Origin of the sequence: uncultured Photobacterium sp. (genome assembly GCF_947502415.1) — a bacterium.
Lineage (GTDB): Bacteria > Pseudomonadota > Gammaproteobacteria > Enterobacterales > Vibrionaceae > Photobacterium.
The window spans coordinates 86,176-104,882 of the sequence record NZ_CANMZV010000016.1; the positions used below are offsets into that span (position 1 = coordinate 86,176).

At 42.9% G+C, this 18,707-nt stretch carries 17 protein-coding genes; 10 read left to right on the forward strand and 7 right to left on the reverse strand.

The window, feature by feature from the left end; genetic code table 11:
- Positions 1-90: 90 nt before the first annotated feature.
- Positions 91-969, reverse strand: coding sequence for a transporter (locus tag Q0852_RS16550; RefSeq protein WP_299019795.1), 879 nt, complete (start codon positions 967-969; stop codon positions 91-93).
- Between the two features lie 385 nt (positions 970-1,354).
- Here Q0852_RS16550 and dhaK point away from each other — a divergent pair, with 385 nt between their 5' ends.
- The 9 genes from dhaK (at position 1,355) to Q0852_RS16595 (ending at position 10,723) form a co-directional block, all read left to right on the forward strand.
- A complete protein-coding gene (gene dhaK / locus Q0852_RS16555; RefSeq protein ID WP_299019797.1) occupies positions 1,355-2,422 on the forward strand; it encodes a dihydroxyacetone kinase subunit DhaK in 1,068 nt (355 codons plus the stop codon).
- Positions 2,423-2,522: 100 nt separating this feature from the next.
- Entirely contained in the window at positions 2,523-3,272 is a 750-nt protein-coding gene (dhaM, locus tag Q0852_RS16560) for a dihydroxyacetone kinase phosphoryl donor subunit DhaM (protein WP_299019799.1), read from the forward strand.
- A 254-nt stretch (positions 3,273-3,526) separates the two neighbouring features.
- Entirely contained in the window at positions 3,527-3,940 is a 414-nt protein-coding gene (locus tag Q0852_RS16565) for a FixH family protein (protein ID WP_299019800.1), read from the forward strand.
- 115 nt (positions 3,941-4,055) lie between these two features.
- Positions 4,056-5,165: a cytochrome c peroxidase gene (locus Q0852_RS16570; RefSeq protein ID WP_299019802.1), complete on the forward strand. Its 1,110-nt coding sequence runs from the start codon at positions 4,056-4,058 to the stop codon at positions 5,163-5,165.
- 44 nt (positions 5,166-5,209) lie between these two features.
- Positions 5,210-6,244, forward strand: a complete 1,035-nt coding sequence (locus tag Q0852_RS16575; protein ID WP_299019803.1) for a hypothetical protein — start codon at positions 5,210-5,212, stop codon at positions 6,242-6,244.
- A gap of 79 nt (positions 6,245-6,323) precedes the next feature.
- Positions 6,324-8,909, forward strand: coding sequence for a molybdopterin-dependent oxidoreductase (locus tag Q0852_RS16580; protein ID WP_299019805.1), 2,586 nt, complete (start codon positions 6,324-6,326; stop codon positions 8,907-8,909).
- 11 nt (positions 8,910-8,920) lie between these two features.
- Complete coding sequence (locus tag Q0852_RS16585; RefSeq protein WP_299019806.1) at positions 8,921-9,610, forward strand: 4Fe-4S dicluster domain-containing protein; 690 nt, start codon at positions 8,921-8,923, stop codon at positions 9,608-9,610.
- The gene (locus Q0852_RS16590; protein WP_299019808.1) at positions 9,610-10,062 is read left to right on the forward strand and encodes a hypothetical protein; all 453 of its coding nucleotides are present in this window, start codon (positions 9,610-9,612) and stop codon (positions 10,060-10,062) included. Before Q0852_RS16585 ends, Q0852_RS16590 begins: the two co-directional genes overlap by 1 nt.
- On the forward strand, positions 10,028-10,723 hold the full coding sequence (locus tag Q0852_RS16595) for a molecular chaperone (protein WP_299019809.1): 696 nt from the start codon (positions 10,028-10,030) through the stop codon (positions 10,721-10,723). Before Q0852_RS16590 ends, Q0852_RS16595 begins: the two co-directional genes overlap by 35 nt.
- A 98-nt stretch (positions 10,724-10,821) precedes the next feature.
- On the opposite strand, the gene Q0852_RS16600 is transcribed toward Q0852_RS16595, so the two are convergent.
- Entirely contained in the window at positions 10,822-12,090 is a 1,269-nt protein-coding gene (locus Q0852_RS16600; protein ID WP_299019811.1) for an amidohydrolase, read from the reverse strand.
- 14 nt (positions 12,091-12,104) lie between these two features.
- Positions 12,105-13,355, reverse strand: a complete 1,251-nt coding sequence (gene dcuC / locus Q0852_RS16605; protein ID WP_299019812.1) for a C4-dicarboxylate transporter DcuC — start codon at positions 13,353-13,355, stop codon at positions 12,105-12,107.
- A 245-nt stretch (positions 13,356-13,600) separates the two neighbouring features.
- Here dcuC and Q0852_RS16610 point away from each other — a divergent pair, with 245 nt between their 5' ends.
- Entirely contained in the window at positions 13,601-14,554 is a 954-nt protein-coding gene (locus tag Q0852_RS16610) for a LysR substrate-binding domain-containing protein (protein ID WP_299019813.1), read from the forward strand.
- A gap of 574 nt (positions 14,555-15,128) precedes the next feature.
- On the opposite strand, the gene Q0852_RS16615 is transcribed toward Q0852_RS16610, so the two are convergent.
- From Q0852_RS16615 to kduD, 4 genes are all read right to left on the reverse strand, one after another.
- Complete coding sequence (locus Q0852_RS16615) at positions 15,129-15,764, reverse strand: bifunctional 4-hydroxy-2-oxoglutarate aldolase/2-dehydro-3-deoxy-phosphogluconate aldolase (RefSeq protein ID WP_299019814.1); 636 nt, start codon at positions 15,762-15,764, stop codon at positions 15,129-15,131.
- Positions 15,754-16,701 (reverse strand): sugar kinase, encoded by a 948-nt coding sequence (locus Q0852_RS16620; RefSeq protein WP_299019815.1) that lies wholly within the window; start codon positions 16,699-16,701, stop codon positions 15,754-15,756. The genes Q0852_RS16615 and Q0852_RS16620 overlap by 11 nt, the downstream gene beginning before the upstream one ends.
- Positions 16,702-16,802: 101 nt before the next feature.
- The gene (locus tag Q0852_RS16625) at positions 16,803-17,843 is read right to left on the reverse strand and encodes a glycoside hydrolase family 88 protein (protein ID WP_299019816.1); all 1,041 of its coding nucleotides are present in this window, start codon (positions 17,841-17,843) and stop codon (positions 16,803-16,805) included.
- Positions 17,844-17,857: 14 nt separating this feature from the next.
- On the reverse strand, positions 17,858-18,613 hold the full coding sequence (gene kduD / locus Q0852_RS16630; protein ID WP_299019818.1) for a 2-dehydro-3-deoxy-D-gluconate 5-dehydrogenase KduD: 756 nt from the start codon (positions 18,611-18,613) through the stop codon (positions 17,858-17,860).
- Positions 18,614-18,707 lie beyond the last annotated feature (94 nt).

An 18,707-nucleotide genomic window follows, 5' to 3' on the forward strand; every position in this document is an offset into this window, starting at 1 on the left:
AATCTGAGAACTTAAATATTAAGAGAGATAAAGATTGCAGGCAGTAAATCATCACCACTACCATTTCCTAGAGTAGACTACCTGCAATCTTTAATAGGCCATACTGAACTTCAATGAGAAGGTATCCCCATCCGGCGACCTTGTATTTTCAACACTGGATAACCATTTAAGCTCAGCCATAATTTCTGAATCGCCCCACCAGCTACGATAGCTAATCACCGGCCCAAAGCCAGTACCATGACTCTTAAATTCCCCCTGATTTGCACCGATTCCGCTGTCTCCGCTTAGCTGATGAAATAAGTAACCACTCACACCGATTCCAGTAAAACCACCGAACAGAATTGCGTATTGAACATAGGTCGACTCCAAATGAAGCTGAGCGCCACTGTGATAATCGGTATCCCTATTCTTGGTATTGAACGTCACACTACTAAATACAGAGAATTCTCTGCCAACCGCAGGCTCAACATGAATCAAGCCAACAACAGGCTCAAACGTCCAGTAGTTACTTCCGGTATTCGCCAAACTTTCAGCATCATAGCGTCCGGTTGGTGCATAGATATTAAATCGAACATCTCCCCACCAGATTCTATTAATAGCGTATGACAATAATACCGGAGACAAAAGGGTATCCCCTGCCCCACTATCTTTATGCGTCTCCCGAACACCTAAACTTTCGCTCCCCACAGTCGCTGTCACCTGCTGCAAAATATAAGGAAGACTCATCCCCAGCGCATATGTCCAATTCTCGGCAATTTCCCAGCCAGGGTTCCAATTAACAGTGATAGCCAGCCTTTGTGATTCAATATCAACATCTGTTGCTGTATACCTGCCAACAGGCACAGAATGCCCATTTCCACTGATTCTTCCTTCATGATGACTGGTAAAGACCTTTACTACTAAAGACTCAGAAGGCGGAGGGGCTCGGTCAATCACAGATGCATTGGCTCCGGGCCAATAATGGCTCATTCCCCCTTCGGCCGCCCAGACCCCATCGTTATTATTCCCTATCAAAAGGAGATAAATAACCAAACCACTTCTCAGCCAAATATCACACATATCTGTTTTGCTATCAGGACAATTAGCACAGATTGCCAGCTACTCCATTCGGATTATAAATCTCATACTCATTAGCTTAGCCAAAACAATCCACTCAACTGCTGCAAGCAAAAGAAAACAAAGCAAAAATATTACGGATGAGAAAAATGGGTAACAATGAGATCTGATTGGTACCGCAAAAAACAAGTAATAAGATCACCCTCAATAGAGACGAACAGCCAAACTAAAGAACGGAAAATCGACTAACGTCAACTAACATAAACAGACAGGTGTTCAGACAGAGAAAGGCTCTGCTATGAAAAAAATGATCAACCAAGTTGATAACATCGTTCGGGAGCAACTTGAAGGGTTTTCCAACGCAAATCCTGATCTCATCGTTAGCCTGGATCCTTTCTATATCTCCAGGCGCAAGCCTGAAAAACCTAAAGTAGCACTGATCTCTGGCGGAGGAAGCGGCCATGAACCAATGCACAGCGGATTTGTAGGCTTTGGGATGCTTGATTCGGCATGCCCGGGAGAGATTTTCACCTCCCCTACTCCCGATCAAATGTACGAATGCGCCAAACAGGTTGAAAGCGGAGAAGGTATTCTATTCCTTGTCAAAAACTACACCGGGGATGTAATGAACTTCGAGACCGCCGTCGAACTGCTTCACGGCGATGGCTATAAAGTTCAAGCAGCCCTGATCGACGATGACGTTGCGGTAAAAGATAGCCTCTATACTGCCGGGCGCCGTGGCGTTGCCGGTACTGTACTGGCAGAAAAAATCCTTGGTGCCGCAACTGAAGATGGTTACAGCCTTGAAGAATGCAGCAAGCTTGCAAAACGTATCACCAATCATGCGCGCTCTATCGGTGTTGCCCTTTCTGCCTGCACTGTTCCTGCGGCAGGCATACCTGGTTTTACCCTGGCGGATAACGATGTTGAATTCGGCATCGGGATCCACGGTGAGCCCGGAATCAAACGAATGCCGTTTACTGACAGCGACAGCATGGTCAGTGAAATGATGGAGCGTCTGCTGGACAACACTAGCTATGTAAGAAACGTAAACCGTTGGGACAATGAGCAAGGTGAATGGATAGAGGAAAGTTGGACGACATCCCCTCTGATTCAGGGTGATAACGTAATTGTTCTGGTAAATAGCCTGGGCGGCACACCACTTTCTGAGCTGTACTGTGTCTACAGAAAAGTAACAGAAATTTTAGAAAAGAAAGGGCTCAGCATCGAACGTAACCTAATCGGCGCCTACTGTACTTCACTCGATATGCAAGGTATCTCGATTTCATTACTCAATGCCGATGATGAAATGCTATCGCTATGGGATAAGCCGGTTCATACTCCAGCATTGAGATGGGGCTGCTAAATCAAACAGCCAATGGTGGAATCTGCATGAGACCCTTATCAAAACATAAGGCTGTAAAGAAAGTGGCGAATCTCACGCCCCTCATAACGTGAATTTGAATATGGTTAACCTAGTGCTTGTCTCACACAGCCATAAACTCGCAAAAGGTATTGTAGAGCTGATCTCACCAATGACAGCGGATAAAATAACCGTTGCTATCGCCGCTGGCATTGACGATCCCAACAACCCCATAGGCACAAATCCCATCGCCGTTCTGGATGCTATCCAATCAGTCTACACTGACGATGGCATATTGATTCTTGTTGATATAGGTAGTGCTATTCTAAGCGCCGAAACCGCTTTGGAATTACTCAAACCTGAACAAGCTATCAACGTCAAAACCTGTGCCGCGCCTATTGTCGAAGGAGCTATCGCCGCCAGCGTATCGGCTGCAGCCGGAATGCCATTAGAAACGGTAATTCAAGAAGCGCATGGTGCGCTGGTTGCCAAGTATCAGGCTCTGGAACAAAAGCTCCCACTAATGTCGGTACCTGAAGAAAAGAACTTTTCTGCTGTTCCAGAAAATAACGAGGTAACAAAAAACAATAATACCCATAATTTTACCATGACAGTAGGTAACCCTCACGGCCTTCATGCCCGCCCGGCCGCAACCATTGTCACTACACTACGCTCTTTTAATGCTGAAGTTTCACTATGTAAAGAAGGCATAAAAGTGAATGCAAAAAGTCTTTCTCGAATACTCATGCTAGGTATCAGTTATGGTGACAAACTAACATTTACCGCCATTGGTAATGATGCAGAAAAGGCCATTGAGGCATTAAAAAATCTTAGTGGAAAAAGTTTTTTGTGAGTAACCGAAAAATCATTAAATATTGTAAATATATCAATTCACTCACCAATAAGAACTCATTCATTAAAAGCACAGAAGTAGCAGTACAGATACTACATAATGAAAATAGCAATCACATACAAATAGTAAATGCAATTATTTACCATTCGTAAGCGTTAAATACCAACCATTAATTCTTGATATTGAGCTTGATCCAAACACTTCACAGCACAATACTTCAAGCAATAAACATAAGCCATAAAAGCTAGGTTGCTGTGATATATAAATGTGCAGTCCTGTTATTACTAATTTTAACAAGCAGCCCATCAGAGGCTTCATCAGAATTTCCTTTAACAGTACACCACCCCTTATACACAATCACAGCTGAACCTGCAGAAAAAACAGTCACTCTTAACAAGATCCATCAGTGGCTAATTACTATCAATGACATTAATGGCCATCCCATCCAAGGATTACAATTTGATGTAAAAGGAGGGATGCCAAACCACCAACACGGTTTACCTACACAACCAAGATTAATCGGTGAAAATGAACCGGGTAAATACCTCATTGATGGCATGAAATTTAATATGCATGGGAAATGGCAACTTGAGCTAATAAATATTGATTCGGATTTTCCGTTTAAATATCAAATAGAGTTCGAGCTTAACCATGCCAACAGCAAATAGAATAATCATATGTATTAGCTTAGGTGCATTTGTAATTACAAGCGGGTTAATTGCATATAGACCAAAGCCTCAAATAAACCATTGGACTGTTTCGGAGTTAGCTATTCTCCGCTCCTTGCGCCTCCCGAAAACGAGGGATATAAACGATCCGTCAAACCAGCTATTAAACAATCCCAAGGCTGAACTTTTAGGAAAGATCCTGTTTTTCGACACTCAATTAAGCCGTTCAAAGCAAATAGCCTGCGCTACGTGCCACCAGCCAGAACACTACTTTTCCCTACCGACAGACAGTGATATTTCGTTAGATAAACAGGTTCCGACATTACTCGGCGTTGCAAACTTCAACTGGTTTATGATGGATGGCAGTGCGGATAGCCTTTGGGCACAAGCACTTATTCCGCTTGAAGATCATATTGAACATGGCGGAACTCGCACTCAATATGTCCAATACGTGCTCAATCATTACCCTGAGCTCTATCAGGAAATATTTGGAAACTTACCAGACCAACTAATAAATTCTGCATTACCAGCCCAGGCATCACCTATCAGCCAATATCCGAAAGAGCAACAACAATGGCAACAGCTAGCACCGCATATCCAAAAAGCCATTAACCATGTTTATAGCAATATCGGAAAGTTGCTAGCCTCTTATCAGGCAACCTTGTGGCCGAAAGATGCCCGCTTTGACCGTTTCATAGATCAAATCACATCAACCAATAGTCCTAGTTTCTCAAATGAACAAAGCCTGTTGAACCCTGACGAAATTGCCGGACTCAAACTCTTTATTAGCGAAAAAGGGCAATGCTTACGCTGCCATAACGGTGCGCTGTTTTCAAACGGTGACTTTCACGCCACAACCGTTCCACAACCTCATCCTAAAGCAGATAAAGGGCGGCTAGAGGGGATCAAGCAGGCGCTTATAAACCCATTTAACTGCCTTGGCGAGTATAGCGACAGCAAGCCAGAAAAATGTAAAGAGCTCATTTTCAGCAAAAAAGACGGCAATGAACTAAAAAGTGCAACCAAAGTCCCTATCCTGAGAAATATAGCCCAAACAAACCCTTATATGCATTCTGGGCAATTTGCCACCCTCAATGAAGTCCTTCATTACTACAACAGAGCTACCTCACCATTTGGCACTCACACTGATTTAGAGCCACTAAAACTGTTGCCGTACCAACTAAACCAACTTGAAGCCTTTCTTTTAACGCTGACAGAAGAATAGAGCAAAGAACCATTGCCGAATAATAAAAACTGAGGAGAAGAACAATGAGCCGAACTTATTCTATTTTTCAAAAACCGTGGCTAACTCTTACTATAAGCCTAATCGCTCTTTTCTATAGCCACACTAGCCTTGCCCATGTACGCTGGTTTATCGCTGATGGTACCAACCCGGATATTACACTTCCCTACGATACTATCTCTTTAGCGATAGCGATCGGTACCCTCACCCTTTTTATGTTCGCAACAGCCATCAGCTATATACCGATTCTTCCAAACAAATTCAAAGCAGGATTAACTCAACCTATTGTATCGGCATACCCTTGGATGTGGTACACCCTGATTCTGGTAATTAACTGTTACCTCGCCGTCAATCTTCTACTCGGAGAGTTTCTTGCGCCCAATTTATACCTTTCACCACAAGTAGCTATTTTCGGCGTACTCATTCAAACCGCCGCTATTGTACTAATGGCTATTTCCGTTAGCCTGACAGGAGCTGCTATTGTCATTACATCACTAGGATTATTTCTGTTCTTCCCATTTTTTATTGCACTTGACTATGTCTTTGAGTTTTTATTCGTCGGCCTGGCACTAATTTTTATCGGCCCTAGCCTGAACAATAATGACAGTAAATTCTGCCTATCGCTCAGGCAACATAAAGCAGCGTGGCGCAAAATAGCTGTTCACCTTGTTCGAATCGGACTCGGACTCCAGCTCCTCGAACTGGGTATTCACAATAAATTAATGCTACCAGGCATGGCATTGGCTTTTATTGATCAAAATGACTATTACAACTTCTTTCCTCTGCTGAATTTGGTCCAGATCAGCAACCTTCACTTTGTATTCTTTGTCGGTATCAGCGAAATCATTCTCGGATTATTGCTAATCACCAACCTAGCCAACAGAATTATTTACGGACTTTTACTGACAATTTTTATCATCACATTTGTACTGTCCGGATTGGAAGAATTGGTCGGCCATATGCCCATTTTCACCATTCTTGTGATTTTATTTTTTGAGACGAAAACGCCAATTTTGACGAAAAAGCCTCTCCTCCGGAGCATAGAAGCCAAGAAAACCTAAGGTCTGAACTATGGCCCAATGATAAACGCACCTCTGTAACTTCAGCAGAGCGACTATAGTTTTATGGCAGGAGGGCAATATGGATCATGACAGACGCGATTTTATGAAAGGACTGGCGGCCGCAGGCCTCTCAGTTCCCATTATCAGTAGCTTAAATGTAAGTGCAGCAAAGGCACCTTCAGGAAAAATTGGCTGGAGTCCGACAGCCACGGATAGCATAAAATCCACCTGCGTTCATTGCGTCAATTTTTGTGGTATCGATATACAAAGAACCGGTGGAGTCATCCGTGCTATATACCCAGACAATGCACGTAAAGAGTATTACAACCACGGTATATGCCCGAAAGGTGCTTCTGGATTATTTAATACCTACAATCCTTACCGGTTAAAAAAACCGCTAAAACGGACAAATAAGAAAAAGGGCCTGAATGTTGATCCTGGCTGGGTTGAAATAAGCTGGGAAGAAGCCTTTAGTACCATTGCCAAAAAGATGGACAAAATTCACCGAGATAACCCGGCAAAACTCATTTGGCAACATGGTCATGGTAAGTACCTGATTGGTGACAAATTCCCGAAAGCCTTTGCAAAGGCATTTGGTACGCCCAACCTAGTTCACAGAACAACAACCTGTGAAGCAGCACGACATGTTGCTGATGAGTTGACATGGGGTTACCACGGCTTTTTACCGGATTTGAAGGAAACACGCTTATTTATTAATTTCGGAGCCAACTATTTTGAAGCCGAGCAATTTTCCCGCTGGCTCGACCATGCCTCATTAGATGCCCAAGAAAATGGGATGTACAGTGTGGTTATAGAACCCCGACTCTCGGTATGTGCATCCAAAGCAGACAAATGGATACCGGTTCGACCTGGAAAAGACATTATCTTGATACTGGGCATAGCCAGGGAACTCATCACCAATCAATTTATCGACGAAGCGTTTTTAATCCAGTACACCAATGCCCCCATTCTGCTTGACGAGCAAGGTAACGCCATCAAAAACCCAAACGGGGACTATCTCGTCTGGGACACTGCCAGCCAATCAGCCCAACCATTCACCGATAAAGTCAAACCTGCACTGCGTGGGCGGTTTAAACACGAAGGTCGTCAGCTTATAACGGCCTTCGAAACATTTGCTGATAGTGTTTCTGACATTACGCCACAATATGTTGAAAAGATCGCAGATATTCCTGCAAAACAAGTACAAGAATTGTCGCGGTTAATTGGTGAAAAGGCCATGATAGGCGCAACTGTTATTGTGAACGGGCAACGAAAACGCTACCGGCCTGTGGCCCTGCATACATTCCGCGGTTTATCAGCCAAACAGTATGGCGTACAAAATTGGCGCGCCGCACTAATTATTCAAATGTTAATAGGGAGTATTGATGCTGTCGGTGGCACTCAGTTACACAGTGCTTATAAACAACCGAAGTACTTCAAGGCATCTAAAGCTGAATACCCCCCCAAAAGGATCGATTTACAGGAAAGTGTCTTCTTTCCACATGCAACTCATAATGTAGCTCAGCAAGTCGCTTTATCGATCTTAGCCCCCGAGAGTTACGGGCTGTCTTATTTACCGGAGATGCAAATTTTTTATGCTACCAACCGGCCTTTCTCAACTTCAGACACCAAACCTCAATTTGAATCGCTCACCAAAACTTTCAATGTTTGCATTGATATTGTCATGAGTGAAACGGCATGTATGTCTGACATTGTTTTACCCGACCTGACCTATCTTGAGTCGTGGCATTTTTCCCCTACCCGCTATACACCTTACGCCAAACATAGTGCCATCAGACAACCAGCAACCAATGCGTATAATCTTGCACATGATGGTTACAGCATCCTCTGGGAGTTAGCGCGACGCCTCGGTATTCTCGACGACTACATCGATCAGATTAATGCTCAATGGGGATTAAAAAAACACCCCTTCCAGAAGGGAAAAGATTACAGCGCAAAAGATGCCGTCGAATTAATTTGGAAAGAAAAAACCAAAGGTAAACCATTTCAATTGGCAATGAAAAATGGATTTGTGGGTAAACACCTCACCCCTTCAGATACCTATCTCGGAGGGATAGAAAAAGCCTTTAGCGGCCCTGGTAAACCCAAAATGAAGTTTTACGCAGACCAATTAGTCGATAGCCTGGCTCAGGTACGACAGCAAGTCGCGAAGCATAATATAAAGTCCATTGACCTTGAAGAATATGCGCTGAGCCTGTCTCCTATCCCACTAAAAGAGCATGGTTTTCCAACTCCGCACCGTGAAGCAAAAGACTACCCCTTTTATTTAATCACCTTTAAATACATGTTCAGAAATCAATCTGGCAATACATCAACCAACCCCATTCTTAATGCGCTGGGGCCAGATACCCAAGAAAACGGTGTTGTTATAAATGCCAATATAGCGGCAAAGAAAGGAATTCGGGAAGGCGATATCGTAGTCATCGAAACGCGTGTTGGCAAAGTTAAGGGAAAGGCATTGCTAACGCAGGGAATACGACCAGACACTGTCGGCGTTTCTTATCATTTTGGCCAGCAAAGTCAGGGATTACCTGAATATGCGAAAAAGGGAGTGTTCATAAATCAAGTGCTGGAACTTCACCCTGATGTGGTATCAGGAATGAATAGTTTTAATGATACCAAATGTAAATTGTACAAAGCTTGAAGGATAAAATCATGACTCAGTTTGTACGTGTTATTGATTTGGATCGGTGTATTGGATGTCGAGCCTGTTCTGCGGCATGCAGTGTCGAAAACCAATGTGCTCCTGAAACGCCCTGGCAAGTGGTCCACAATTACGAAATAGGAAAATACCCAAATGTTCGCGAAAAATTTGTACCAATGGGATGTATGCATTGTGAAAATGCACCATGTGAAAAAGTTTGTCATGAAATAGATGTACATGCGATCACAACAAATGAATACGGCATCGTACTATTTGATTATGATAAATGTATTAGTTGTGGATATTGCGAATCAGTATGCCCTTATGGCGTCCCCCAATTCCAGAAAAAACGCGAAACACTATACGAAAATGAAGACCCGACACCTTACGAAGCGTTACCGGTAGAAAGCAAACATCCACTTCAGCGGAAGAAACAAGGTGTCGCACAAAAATGTACATCTTGTTGGCATAAAATAGAAAAAGCCATTGCCGATGATCATATTGAGCAAGTAGGCATTGAGCCTCAATACACACCAACATGTGATTTAGTCTGTCCTGTCGATGCGCGTGTATTTGGTAATGTCGATGATTCCAACAGTAAAGTGGCCCAATGGATTGGTGAGAAAAAAGCGGAACAAATGAAAAAAGAGTATGGCACATTGCCGCGAGTATTTTATATATCAAGCGGAGGAAGTGACTAATGTCTATTCAGTCGCTGTCGCATAAAAAAGTAAAAAGGACAATCATAAAAATACTAGTTTTATTCATTTCCTCTTTTTTTATTTATTACTTACTAACATCTTCTGTTAGAGCTCAAGACGATACAGAAAAAAGCGCTGAAGCTATCAAATATTCCAGATTAGGTGATAGCATCAGGAAAAACAGAATCAATGTTGGCGACATATATTCAGTATCAGCTAGAGATGGACGATTTCATATTATTCATGTCGATAAATTGTTTATGGATTGCAGGAATTGCCATTCGCCCTATGAATATAAGCCAGATTATTTAATCGTTTCAAAATACAACACATTACCACCCAAACATAAAGGGCACATTGAAAAATCTGTTTGTATGGGATGTCACCAACCAGGTGGGATGGGAACTGCCTGGTATAGTGGCAGCACAAAAAAAGATACTGATGATGATTAATATAAAATACTTAGAATTACGCAGCCATACATATGGTCTATTTGCAGGATTAATTAGTCAACCGATAAATGAAATAACATGGCAGCAACTAAATCAATGGGCTAAACGAGCAGGAAAATGTGGTTTTTTAACCCCCATGCAAACATGGATTATTAAGAACGAAAAGTTACCAAACAATGGGTTAACTCATATGGCTGTTGATTATGCTCGTTTATTTACAGGTATCGCCCAGGAATACGGCCCACCACCACCCTATGAGCATCTTTATCGTGAAAATTTAGAACCATCGTCTTGTCGTACTGCCGTTATTCAATGTTATAAAAACAGCAATGTTAAACCGTTTGATCCATACCACAACGTTAGTGATCATATCGTTTCCGAATTGCAGTATATGTCTACGTTGTCACTCAAACAGATACATTCAGACAACTTATTATCAAATATGAAAAGGGACGAAAATAAAATTGTCATACTTATTTCTGAACAACAGTCATTTCTTCAGCATCACTTGCTCTCATGGGTTCATCTATGGCGAAATCGAATTAGAGAACAGAAGAACAATTTAAGCTTTTATTCCTATATGATTGATGCTTTAGTTTGCTTCATTGAACAAGACTTAAAATACTTAGGTGATAACAATACAGCCCACGGTAAAACATAAAATCATTTAATTACCAGTTAATATACGACACTGATTATTATAATTGCCGCCTCCAATTAGACTGAAGGAGGCAATTGTTCAACCACAACAACATCACATTAAGATAGCAACTTCTTCAGGCACCCCGTATACATTTGAAAACCAGTCAGTAATTGTTCTTCATCAATATCAAATTCTGCTTGATGGTGACCGGCTTTTAAGTCTGATCCCACTATAAAATAAAGTGCTTTTCCACCTAGCTTCTGAACACGTTTAGCCAAAACTGTTGCATCCTCACTCCCTCCAAATGAACGGTCTGAAACTTTTTTTAATTCAGGATATTCCTCAACAACATCAGACAGGATATTGACTAGCTCAGAGTCATTAATTAGATCTACAGCTTCACCCATGATTTCAGTTTCAAGTTTAACGTCAAAGTTATGAGCCGTGCCTTCTGCGATACGCTGCACTTTTTCACTCATATATTGGTTAATTTCATCGTTTTGACCACGGACTTCAACTTGTAGTTCACCATAAGCAGGGATCACGTTTCTACCTTCACCCGCACGAATTACGCCAATATTAATTCTCGACATTCCTTTACCGTGCCGGGAAATTCCTAGCATTTGCGTTGCTGTATTGCATGCCGCAGCTAATGCATTTCTGCCTTCTTCCGGTGCCGCGCCAGCATGAGCAGGAGCTCCATAAAAGCGAAAATCGAATTTCGTCGTGCATAAGAAATTATTAGGATTAACGACAATTTCACCTGATTTTGCGATAAACCCCAAATGCATCCCTAAAAAATAATCCGCATCATCAATAATGCCACTTTCTGCCATTGCACTGGCACCACGGACTCCTTCCTCTGCAGGTTGGAATAACAGCTTAACTCGGCCTGATAATAAATCTCTATTTTCGACTAACCATTTGGCCACCCCGAGCCCAATGGCCATGTGACCATCATGGCCACATGCATGCATTAATCCTGTACATTGAGAAGCAAAACCATATTTATTTGGAATATGATCTGATGAAGGGGTTTCTGTTACATTGACACAGTCGATATCAAAGCGTAACGCAACAACTGGACCGGGTTTACCCGTATCAAATTCAGCAACACAACCAGTATAACCATCCATTTGTTCAAGAATAGATTCATTAACACCATACTCTCGGGCAAAAGTCAGGCCACGCTCAACAACATCCATATTGCGGCCACGGATAAAGTCAGGGTTAATCACCCTTTTACCGGTTTGGATTGTTAATCCCATAGACTGTAGTGTTGTCATTATTTTAGCGGTAGTGAAAAATTCAGACCAACCAATTTCAGGGTACTGATGAAAGTCACGACGCCAATTTATTAATGTTTTTATATCAATATATTGCATGAGAATACCTTTGATTAGAGCATGAAGAGTGCAATGAAAAATACGCTCGTGACCATACCGAGAGCGGTTCTTTTTACAAGATCTAACGGAGTCACTCCAGCAAGGCCAGCACAAACGATCACGGAACCAGCTAAAGGTGACATGGTGCGCCCCAGAGCGCCCGAGATTGCTACACCCATACCCAAATCAGGAATTTGATAACCCAATACAGCTGCTTGTGAAGTCACAGTACTGTTAAAAGCGTAAGCTGCCGCATCACCAGAACCAGTCATGATCCCCATTAGGAATGGTCCAAGCGTACCGCCCCAGCGAGCAAATTCAGGAGAATGAACTAAGAAGTCAATAAAGAGGCTAACTAAACCAGAAGATTTTAGACCTTGAGAGAAGACGGCTGCGGCAATAATAATACCAAGAATATTACCATACGCACTTCCCATGCCGTTAAAGAAAGATTTAGTTGCCTCACCAGGGTTACCTCGAGTGACAACCATCGCATAGATCGCACCAATGATCATAGCTGTAGGAACATTGATATCAAAATTACTAATTAATTCTGCATTTGCAATCACCAACAAAATCAGGGGAATAAATGGCGCAAAGGCATATAATAGATTGGCTTTTTCAAGCACTGTTTGCTCTTGAGATACAGTGCTTGATGTCAGATTAAATTCTTTTCGAACAAATGCTACGACAGCTAGTGAAATAGCTGCAATGAATCCTACAGTAATACTATATGGACTATGTCTGGTAATCAGCTCAACCACACTAAGATCAGACATTTCTGCGACAAATGGGTTGTGCGATAAACCAGGGCTAAGTAATGAACCGATTGTTCCACACAATACGGCAGCACCAGCGATTGCCGGATGAATCCGAGATGAAAGCAGTAACGGAATTAATGTGGCGCCAACGGCAGCAGCACAACCAGCTGCGGATGGAATCGCAATATTAATGGTATATGTCACAATAACCGTTGCTGGAATTAAGAAAAAACCTAACTTGGATAATGGTTTTGATAAAACTCGAACTAAGTGAATATCGCACGTTGTATGTTTCATAACCATAGCGAAGCCCATACTTGAGCAAATAGCCATAATTAAATTAGCTGAAACCATATATTTACTAAATGCAGTAAACCCACTCATTGGATCATTGGCTAACAGGCATAGTAAAGTACCAGTTCCAATGAGAACCATACGTGTTTCAAATTGTTTTATTAATAAGTAAATAGCCAGAAATATAACCGCTATTGATAGAAAAACCATGGGATAACCTTTAATTATTTTAGGCAGAGGGTTATGTTCAACACATTAAGTTACAATCTTATTAAAAGCATTTAACAAGCCATCTATACGAATACATTTTGTTCGTATCCATTGTCATTAGCATGCCACATATTAACTTTATTAATAACGCCTAATGCGCATGATTTATATCATAACAAAATTATTTATTTCTTAGTTATAATGAAATCTTTAGTGCTATATGAAGAATTTATAGGTTATTGTTAATGGACCACCTACCAAAATTGCAGCAATTAAAGGTTCTAAATGAAGTAATTCAGTGCGGAAGCATAAATGGAGCGGCAAAAAAGATGAACTTGTCGCAGCCATCCTTGACCTATTCTTTAAAAATGTTAGAGCAGACATTAGGTGTAACGCTGTTAGTTAGGAGTAATGATGGAATTCAACTAACCGACGCAGGAAAATCTTTTTCTGCATATTCGCATTTGATTTTAGAAGAACTAAAACAAGCAGTGAATGAAGCAAAACAAATTTCATCTAAATCTGAGTCACAGGTTTCTTTTGGCCTGTCTCCTATAATTGCAATAACAATATTGGAATCTATTATTACGGATTTTAAAAAAAAGCACCCCACACCCAAAATAAGTATTAAAGAGGGACAGCTATCTAGCCTATTACCTGCATTACGAGATGGTCGACTTGACTTTGCTATTGGCTCATTAGATGAAAATGTACCATCATGTGAATTTGTTACTGAGCATCTATTTGAAGCGCCGTTTGGTATTGTGGCGCGAAAAGGACACCCATTAGCAAACTGTAAGACTCTAAAGCAATTAAAAGATGCAAAATGGCTTTTACCTGAAACCCAAATGGGCTATTACAATACATTAAAAAAACAATTCAGCAACATCCTGCCGACTGGAGATCAAATGCCAATCTTTGCCGATTCAATTGTGTGTATTATGAATATGGTACAAAATGGTGACTACTTATCCGTACTTAGCCTTGCTAGACTGAACAAAAACGAGTACCAGAATAAATACTGCGTATTACCCATTGAGGAGGCATTACCAGTAGGTAACTATAGTTTAGTTCGGTTAAGAAAACGCCCTTTGAGCCTTGCTGCACAAGCAATGATAGATGAGATTAAATGGCATGCTAGTAGTTATGATTGGCAAATTAATTTTGATTACCCACGAAATTCAGCCCTCACTAACTAGATTTAGAACTGAAGTCCCCCAACTAGTAGTTTCTGGTGTATTACATGACAGCATTAAGGCCGGATATCTATATGTTTCTTTCCTAGAGTGTGTCTCTCAATTATTTTCATATTAATAACTAGTGAAGTTTGATGAAGCATCAGGTTCTTCACCCGGTCTCTTTGACACCAATTTCAGATACAAAAAAGCCGCTGAACTTACAGCGGCTTCTTCAAAAGTAGCGGAGAGATAGGGATTATGTTGTCCATCTTAATGCAATCAAAATAATGTAGACAGAAACAATAAAGTCAGTATTGGCGCCCCTTAGTCTTATCTTTTAAACTCTAAAGATATAAATATCAACTTGAACCAATTGAACACACTATTCATGTAAAACCATACTCAACCAGTCAGGGCTTTTAGTTTAATAGACCTTTTCACAAAATAGCGAACTACCATCAAGAAATCACAGCAACTTTACTTGCTTATAGTGGCCAATGTTCAAAATAGATATGGCTTGCTTGCCAGTCCACTTTTTCCTGAACAATCAGTAAGCAATACCGCTACATGTTTTGCCATCCCCATTATTGCCTCTTTAGGCTTTAATCAGCTTGCAGATTTCACGAACATTCGTCGCAATAGTTTCCCAATCGTTATCTCGAATAGCGGCCGTCGGTGCAATCCAAGTACCACCGCAGGCAATCACCTGTGGAATAGCAAGATAATCCAGTAAGTTAGACGGTTTTACACCGCCGGTGGGGATCAGCTGAATAGCACCATAAGGTCCTGTTAGCGATTTCAACATATTCAGGCCACCAGACGCTTCAGCCGGGAAGAATTTAAGGGCTGACAACCCTAGCTCTAGCGCTTGCTCTACCTGACTAGGACTGTTTACACCCGGTATTATTTTTATGTCTTTTTCTAGGCAATAGTTAACCGTAGTTGGGTTCAAACCAGGGCTGACAATAAAATCAGCACCCGCTTTAACCGCCAGATCGACTTGATCTGTTGTCAGGACAGTACCAGCACACAAAATGATCTCAGGAAAAGCTTCACGGATTCGGCGAATCGACTCCGCAGCTGCATCACTTCTGAATGTAATTTCCGCAGCCGGAAGACCATTTTCTGACAGAGCTTGCGCCAATTTTACCGCATCATTTGCATCTTCAATCTGGATAACTGGCATTACTCGCAGTGTACGTAATGTCTCGATCCATTCATTATTCATCATGTTCAATACCCATTAACTCCGTTAAATAACTCATATGTTCTGTTGGGATAATTGCACCTTTATGCTGAATGACTTGTGCAGCAAGCTTATTACCCCAATAACAACATTTCGCCATGTCCATGCTGGAACACCATGCAGCGAGATATGCAGCGTTAAAAGAGTCACCGGCTGCTGTAGTGTCAATGACATTTCCCACCTTTTCCGTCTCGACCGTGCCGCTGCGCTGACCATCGCGCCAGCAAGCACCTTCCGCTCCTCTTTTAACGACCAATTGTCTGATCTCAAAAGAATTTAAGCGAGGTATCACATCAAGCTCCGAGCCCCCCCACAGTGCTATTTCGTCATCGGCTGTTACCAGCGCCAGATCGGCCAGTTGGTATAACTTAGTCATCCATTGCCGGGCATGCTGACAGGCATCCCATAATCGAGGGCGATAATTGGAATCCACAACAACATAAATACCACGCTGCTTTAACCGGCTTATGACTTTGAGCAGCGTCGCTTTATCCTCATCAGACACGATAGCCAGAGAAATACCACTCAGGTAAATGGCATCTAATTTTTCAACTTGAGAGCAGACTTCTGGGAATTCAGGGTGCTTTACCATATGGCTAGCGGCAGATTCGCTTCGCCAGTAGTTAAAAGTGCGCTCACCGCACTCATCGGTTTCAATGGCATAAATTCCCGGTAATTTATCACTAAACGACATAGCAAGATGCGTCTCCAGGCCTTCGCTCGCCCAGTTAGCCCGCATGCGCTGGCTGTAACTATCCTTGCCAATTGCCGTAACGTAATGAACATCAACTAAAGGCGCCAGACGTTTGAGATAAATGGCTGTATTTAATGTGTCACCCGCAAAGCCCAGCCCCACCAGGCCACCAACTTCGCTCAACTCAACCATGCACTCGCCCAATATTGCAATCGAACTTATTTTCATGCAGTAAATCCTAGCAATAGCCCGAGCAGCAGATGTTGCGGGGGCTATATGATTTATTCATGGAAAATAACAAACTCTTCGAGTTTATTATCACGTACTGGTTAAGTATCTAGCTGACACATTTCACTGGCAGCCAGCAGGAAGGCACCAGCCCCGTAATCAATATTGTGCTCGAACTTAACATCTCTCGGATTGAAAGCAGGAAGCTGAACCCAGCCAATCATGCCATCATCATGTACCGCAGATTCCAATGCTACCCATGCCTTGTTGACTGCTGGCAGGTAAATATCGCGCTCTAAATAGCCATGACGGATTCCCCACGCCAACCCGTAGCAGAATAAAGCAGTGGCGCTAGACTCAGGCGCTGGGAAAGAGTCCGGATCTGACAGGCTTGCACGCCAGAATCCATCCTCATGTTGATATTTGATCACCTCTTTAGCCAATGCAGTAAACATAGCCAAATATTGATTTCTGGAAGGAAAATCTTCAGGCATATAAGCCATAATACGAGGAACGGCAGCCAGTACCCAGCCAATACCCCGACTCCAGAATACTTTTTCACCGTTGGCTTCGCGCAGCTCGTTTCCCTTTCCATCAGGGATATATCGCTGGTCACGAAAGTAAAGGCCGCTTTCCGGATCAAACAAATGATCAACAGCATCCCACCATGCTTTGTCCATATAATCGAGATATGCTCGGTTTCCGGTCTGGGCTGCCATGCCAGCGAAAACAGGAGGCGCCATAAACAAAGAATCACACCACCACCAGTCCTCACGCCCTGGCTTAGGCTCGTCAAGCATAATATCCAGCGCCTTGCCTGCATATTCCACAGCTTCCGGAATATCAACAACCGGATACAGCGGCAGATAGGCCTGTATGCAAACATGGTCGTCCGCAAAACGAGGCAGAGGGCCGGAGCGAAAGCCGGTATTGAGGGAATAATCCATCAAGCCTGATAAATAATCCTCATCACCAGTAACCTGCCAGGCAGTAGCTACCGATGCCCAAAAAACACCACGCTCCCAATCTGTTGCCTTGAGAAAGCGCTTCTTGCCCGAGCTACGAGTGACATAGCGAGTACGATTGGCAAGCTGCCAAAGATAAACCCGCTTCATGATTTGATAAACACTGCTCTTTTCCATTATTGTCACCTTTGTTAACGGGCCAACCAGCCACCATCCACGGCTAAGGTATAGCCATTAACATAGTCACTGGCACTTGAAGCCAGAAACACAACAGGACCTTCCAGATCCGAAGGCAATCCCCAACGGTTAGCAGGAATTCGCTCCAGAATTGCTGCATTTCGTGCTTGATCGGCACGTAACTGCGCAGTGTTATCTGTTGCCATGTAGCCCGGTGCAATCGCATTAACATTGATCTTGTGCTCGGCAAGCTCGGTGGCCAGCGCTCGGGTCAGGCCCATCACCGCAGACTTACTGGCGGTGTAAGAAGGTACACGGATACCGCCCTGATAAGACAACATCGATGCAATATTGATAATTTTGCCGCCGTTGCCCTGTTTGACGAACTGTTTGGCTACGGCCTGAGACAGGAAGAATACGGTCTTCTGGTTGATGTTGATGACTTCATCCCAGTCTTTTTCCGAAAATTTCAGGATATCTTCACGACGGATGATACCGGCATTGTTGACCAGGATATCCACCTGCCCCATCACCTCGACAGCCTCAGCAACCAGTTGCCCCAGACCTTCCTGCGCCATCAGGTTGGCGGTGATGTAGTGAAACTTACGGCCCAGAGCCTCAACCTGCTGCTGGGTTTCCGGGGCCGGGATGTGGCCGACGCCGACAATATCGGCACCGGCTTTGGCTAACCCCAAAGCCATGCCCTGACCAAGACCGGTATTGCAACCAGTAACCATGGCTACTTTTCCTGTCAAATCAAACTGTTTCATAGAATTTCCTTATAGGGAGCGGCACGGCATAAACCTGACTAATGGGCTGTCCGGTTGATGAGGGGGATCATCAGCCGTGCCGCTGTAATCATTT

Bases quoted from the DNA above. Each gene is read 5' to 3' on its own strand.
- Q0852_RS16550 (WP_299019795.1), bottom strand. From the start codon at position 969: ATGAGCCATTATTGGCCCGGAGCCAATGCATCTGTGATTGACCGAGCC.
- dhaK (WP_299019797.1), top strand. From the start codon at position 1,355: ATGAAAAAAATGATCAACCAAGTTGATAACATCGTTCGGGAGCAACTT.
- dhaM (WP_299019799.1), top strand. From the start codon at position 2,523: ATGGTTAACCTAGTGCTTGTCTCACACAGCCATAAACTCGCAAAAGGT.
- Q0852_RS16575 (WP_299019803.1), top strand. From the start codon at position 5,210: ATGAGCCGAACTTATTCTATTTTTCAAAAACCGTGGCTAACTCTTACT.
- Q0852_RS16580 (WP_299019805.1), top strand. From the start codon at position 6,324: ATGGATCATGACAGACGCGATTTTATGAAAGGACTGGCGGCCGCAGGC.
- Q0852_RS16585 (WP_299019806.1), top strand. From the start codon at position 8,921: ATGACTCAGTTTGTACGTGTTATTGATTTGGATCGGTGTATTGGATGT.
- Q0852_RS16590 (WP_299019808.1), top strand. From the start codon at position 9,610: ATGTCTATTCAGTCGCTGTCGCATAAAAAAGTAAAAAGGACAATCATA.
- Q0852_RS16600 (WP_299019811.1), bottom strand. From the start codon at position 12,090: ATGCAATATATTGATATAAAAACATTAATAAATTGGCGTCGTGACTTT.
- dcuC (WP_299019812.1), bottom strand. From the start codon at position 13,355: ATGGTTTTTCTATCAATAGCGGTTATATTTCTGGCTATTTACTTATTA.
- Q0852_RS16610 (WP_299019813.1), top strand. From the start codon at position 13,601: ATGGACCACCTACCAAAATTGCAGCAATTAAAGGTTCTAAATGAAGTA.
- Q0852_RS16615 (WP_299019814.1), bottom strand. From the start codon at position 15,764: ATGATGAATAATGAATGGATCGAGACATTACGTACACTGCGAGTAATG.
- Q0852_RS16620 (WP_299019815.1), bottom strand. From the start codon at position 16,701: ATGAAAATAAGTTCGATTGCAATATTGGGCGAGTGCATGGTTGAGTTG.
- Q0852_RS16625 (WP_299019816.1), bottom strand. From the start codon at position 17,843: ATGGAAAAGAGCAGTGTTTATCAAATCATGAAGCGGGTTTATCTTTGG.
- kduD (WP_299019818.1), bottom strand. From the start codon at position 18,613: ATGAAACAGTTTGATTTGACAGGAAAAGTAGCCATGGTTACTGGTTGC.